The organism is Microcystis sp. M179S2, from assembly GCF_020245805.1.
GTDB classification, from domain to species: domain Bacteria; phylum Cyanobacteriota; class Cyanobacteriia; order Cyanobacteriales; family Microcystaceae; genus Microcystis; species Microcystis aeruginosa.
Genome location: NZ_JADBUE010000024.1, coordinates 1 through 4,758, shown reverse-complemented (window position 1 = coordinate 4,758; position 4,758 = coordinate 1). Strand labels below are relative to the sequence as shown.

The 4,758-nt window shown below is 46.9% G+C and carries 4 protein-coding genes; 2 read left to right on the top strand and 2 right to left on the bottom strand.

The features are described 5' to 3' along the window. Positions 1-232: 232 nt before the first annotated feature. Entirely contained in the window at positions 233-1,807 is a 1,575-nt protein-coding gene (locus IM500_RS01370) for a glucose-6-phosphate isomerase (protein ID WP_287737474.1), read from the top strand. 183 nt (positions 1,808-1,990) lie between these two features. Next, positions 1,991-3,202 carry an ABC transporter permease gene (locus tag IM500_RS01365; protein ID WP_190721447.1) on the top strand — a complete coding sequence of 404 codons (1,212 nt, stop codon included), beginning with the start codon at positions 1,991-1,993 and terminating at the stop codon, positions 3,200-3,202. Between the two features lie 8 nt (positions 3,203-3,210). Here IM500_RS01365 and hisD read toward each other — a convergent pair whose 3' ends face one another. Both hisD and IM500_RS01355 read right to left on the bottom strand, forming a co-directional pair. Then, the gene (gene hisD, locus IM500_RS01360) at positions 3,211-4,467 is read right to left on the bottom strand and encodes a histidinol dehydrogenase (RefSeq protein WP_190721445.1); all 1,257 of its coding nucleotides are present in this window, start codon (positions 4,465-4,467) and stop codon (positions 3,211-3,213) included. Between the two features lie 70 nt (positions 4,468-4,537). Then, the coding region (locus IM500_RS01355; RefSeq protein ID WP_353737888.1) for a hypothetical protein at positions 4,538-4,758 on the bottom strand (221 nt) is incomplete at its 5' end.

Sequence of the window (4,758 nt, the reverse complement as noted above, 5' to 3'; positions counted from 1 at the left end):
GTCAGTCTGTAGAGCGACCATAAGACCAGAACAGAGTAAATCTGTTAAGGCAGGTGCGGAACCCCGCAAGGGAAAGAAGCAGAAACCTAAATCGTGAGGTTTGGGAATCGCCGTCCGTTTTACGGCGGCGAGGATGTCAACTTCTAGTCTAAAACTACCTGTATGATGATTGGAGAGGATAGAATGCTATCTCTCCTAAACGAGTAATTAAACAAAAATTTCGCTTTTTTTTATGGATAATCTGCAACTCTGGCAACGTTACCAAGATTGGTTATACTATCACCCTAACCTAGAACTTTATCTCGATGTCAGTCGGATTCCCTTCGATGAGGCTTTTCTCAAAGGTCTAGAAGCAAAATTTGAGCGCGCTTTCCAAGATATGGCAGCTTTAGAACAGGGTGCGATCGCCAATCCCGACGAACAGCGTATGGTCGGCCACTACTGGCTGCGCGCTCCTGAACTCGCTCCTAACCAGGAATTGCGGGACGAAATCACCGAACCCATAGCACAGATCAAAGAATTTGTCAAGAAAATTCACTCTGGAGCGATTAAGCCGCCCAATCGGGCAAAATTTAGCCATATCCTCTGTGTCGGCATCGGGGGGTCTGCTTTGGGTCCCCAATTCGTCGGTTCGGCTCTAGCGCCCGATTTTCCCCCCTTAGAGATTGCTTTTATTGATAATACCGACCCTAAAGGCATCGATCGCACCCTAGCCCATTTACCCTTAGCTACCACCCTCGTTATCGTCACCAGTAAATCCGGCGGCACTCCCGAAGCGAGAAACGGAATGTTAGAGGTCCGCAACGCTTACGAAAAACTGGATTTAGACTTTCCGCAACACGCGGTCGCCGTCACCATGCCGGGTAGCCAACTGGACAAATACGCCCAAGATTGGCTAACTCGTTTCCCCATGCAGGATTGGGTCGGTGGTCGTACATCAGAACTATCCGCTGTCGGTCTTCTCCCGGCCGCTTTGCAGGGTATCGACATTGATGAAATGTTAGCCGGGGCCAAAGAAATGGACATCGCCACCCGCGTCCATAACCTGAAAAAAAACCCTAGCGCCCTACTGGCTCTAGCTTGGTATCATGAGGGCAATGGCAAGGGAGAGAAAGATATGGTGATTCTGCCCTACAAAGACAGTCTCTATCTCTTTAGCCGCTATCTGCAACAATTGGTCATGGAGTCCCTCGGTAAAGAAAAAGACCTCGATGGTAATACGGTGTACCAAGGGATCGCCGTCTATGGTAACAAAGGTTCCACGGACCAACACGCCTACGTCCAACAATTACGCGAAGGTGTTCCCAATTTCTTCGCTACTTTTATTGAAGTGTTAAAAGACCGGCAAGGAGATTCGATAGAAGTGGAAACCGGCTCCACTGCTGGCGATTTCCTCTCAGGATTACTGCAAGGTACTCGACAAGCTTTATACGAAAATAGTCGTCACTCTATCACTATCACTATCCCAGAGGTCACTCCCCGTCAGGTAGGGGCCTTGATCGCCCTCTACGAACGGGCCGTTAGTTTCTATGCTAGTTTAGTTAACATTAACGCCTACCATCAACCCGGGGTAGAAGCAGGGAAAAAAGCCGCCGCTTCTATTCTGGATTTACAAAGAAAAATCGTGCAAGTTGTTCGGGAAACGGGAACTTCTCTTGACCTAGCCACTCTAGCGGCCAAAATCGGCGCTAGTGACCAAGTTGAAGCTATCTATAAAATTGTCCGTCATCTCAACGCTAATCGGCGCAGTTTAACTATTACCGGCGATTTAAGCAAACCGGAAACGATCCAAATCTCTGCACGCTAATCAGTTATCAGTTATCAGTTATCAGATGTAAGTTTTAAGTTAATTAGTTATTTAGTTATCAGATGTAAGTTAATTAGTTATTTAGTTATTTATTTATCTTCATCTTTATCCCTGTTTACTGTTTACTGTTTACTGTTTACTGATCACTGTTTACTTTTCACTGATCACTGAATATAACTAACCATGGAAATGCTCGAAAACCTGAAAATGGCTTTTTCCGCTTTGATGGGCAATAAACTGCGTAGTGGTCTGACCATGCTAGGAATTGCTATCGGTAACGCTTCCGTCATTGCCCTAGTGGGAGTGGGTGAAGGAGCGCAAAAAGTCGCCCTCGAGCAGTTTGAAGCTCTCGGACCGAATGTTTTATTTGTTTCCACCTCCTCGCGCAATGTCCGGCGGACAATTCCTAATCCCCGGCCTCTCACCTACGAAGATGCTCAAGCGATCGCATCTCAAGTTCCCGCCATTGCCGCCATTTCTCCCGAATTGAGCGGTAAAAGAATTTTATCCTTCGGTAATAGAACCAGTAATAGCCCCCTAATCGGGGTGGGAGCCGAGTACCTAAACGTGCGTAACCGTCAACTATCTAAAGGTAGATTTATTATGGAATCTGACCTGAAACGGGATAATCGAGTGATTGTCTTGGGATCGGAATTAGCCAAAAATCTCTTTGGTAATCGCAATCCCGTGGGCGAAAATCTTCGCATCGGCAATCTTAGTTTTCAAGTCATTGGAATTTTACAGGCGAAAGGCTCCTTATTTGAGGCTAATCAGGACGATCGAGCCTTAATTCCCCTAACTACCATGTCTAATCAGGTTCAAGGCCGCAGAGCTATCTATGGCATTCCCCTGACTCATATTTCTGTCTTGGCCAAAAACTCTGCCCAAATTAAAGCCGCTCAGTTTCAGATTAGCAACCTGCTGCAAATGCGTCATCAGGTCAGCGACGAGAATTATGTGCAGGTTTTCCCCCAAACCGCAGTCCTAGAAATGACCAAAGAGACTAACGAGAGTTTAACTAGAATGTTAGCCTCGATCGCCAGTATTTCCCTTTTTGTCGGGGGAATCGGCGTAATGAATATTATGCTCGTGTCAGTCACGGAAAGAACCCAAGAAATCGGGTTAAGAAAGGCTTTAGGAGCGAAAGAAGGGGATATAAAAGGTCAATTTCTCATTGAATCGGTGATTTTAGCCACCACTGGCGGAATTATCGGGATTTTTGTCGGCATTCAAGGAATGTATCTAGCGGGAATTTTTGCCGCTTTAACCACCAGTGTCTCAATCCCTGCGATAATTCTCGCTTTAGGAGTTTCTAGTGCCATCGGTCTAATTTTCGGTGTTGTTCCCGCTCATCGTGCCGCGAAATTAGACCCAATAGTTGCTTTGAGAAGATGATAGTTTCTCTAGGTCTTATCCTGACCTCGGGATTTTATACCCGCGTCCGTTGTCGTAAATCCCTCCGCTTGCGCTAATATTTGCAGATTGTGGGCTATGGAGGCGAAAGAATCGGCAGGATATTCGATTAAAGTGGCGGAATCGAGAAAAGTTTCCACTCCCACGGGACAACCCAAATAATCAGCCACCGCTTTTGGAGTAGTGGAACCGAGGAGAATAGTTCCCGATTGTCTCACAGAAGATAGCTTTTGCCAAGGCTCATCGATCATCAAAGATAAATGGGTGGGAGCAAAAAGATTCGATAATTCGATCGCTTTCTCCAATGATTCCACCACCACGATTAAACCATAATGAGCGATCGCTTTTTCCGTTAACAATCTCTGGGGATGTACCTGTAACTGTTTTTGCACTTCTTCCTGTACTATTAGGGCTAAAGCCTTATCCGTCGTCAATAAAATCGCTGCCGCCAGGGAATACTGTTCCGCTTGCGCTAATAGATCTAGGGCCAACTGCTTGGGATTGGCTTGACTATCGGCAATAATAACCAAATCAGAAGTAATAGAGAGATAATCGATTTTTACATGGTCAGAAACCAGTTTTTTAGCCAAATTAGTATAAAAATCACCTATTCCGGCAATCATCTCCACGGGAGCGATCGTTTTTGTGCCGTAGGCTAAAGCGGCGATCGCCTGTGGTCCAGCCACCCGATAAATCTCACTAATACCCACCGATTGGGCTGCCACTAAAATCGCCGGATGGATGCGTAAATCCTCATCGGCAGGAGATACCATGACAATCCGTTTAACCCCCGCTATTTTGGCAGGAATCGCCTGTTGGAGCAATAAACTGAGATAGGCCCGTTTCCCATCGGGAACGACAATTCCCACGCTGTTAACCGGTTGATAACGTTTCCCCCGAACCGTACCATCCTCAGGAAACTGGACCCAAGCTTTGGGAAGACGCTGACGATGAAAAGCCTCCATTTTTTCACAGGCAACGGCGATCGCATTTAATAAATCCTGCGACACCTGTTGATAAGCAGCATCGAGTTCCGAGCCACTCACCTTTAGTTGTTGTAGATTAAGGGACTGTTGGTAGAATTTTTCCGTGTAATCCACCAACGAGCGATCGCCAGAAAGTCGCACCTGCTCGACAATCTCTCGGACAAGCGATTCTTTTTCCCGAATTTCCGGATCGTCGAACCGTTCCCGAATTCGTCTCAGTTCCGTTCTGGCTGACCATGGCTCTGTGATAATTCGCAACATCGAGCTATTATCCTCTAGGGGCGAAACGAGATTAAAAAGTTTTCACTCCTCACACTCTAGCTTATCGCTTTCAATCTTGACCGGGGAGGGAGACCGAGTCAGTTATTTTAGCCGTCGGTAGGTACGAGTCAGGAAATAGGGTGATAGGGTTTTGGGGTGATAGGGTTTTGGGGTGATAGGGTGATGAGACAGCTTCCCCACTTCCCCACTTCCCCACTTCCCCATCTCCCCACTTCCCGATTTCCCCACTTCCCCACACCCCACACCCCACTTCCCCAATTCCCCACTTCC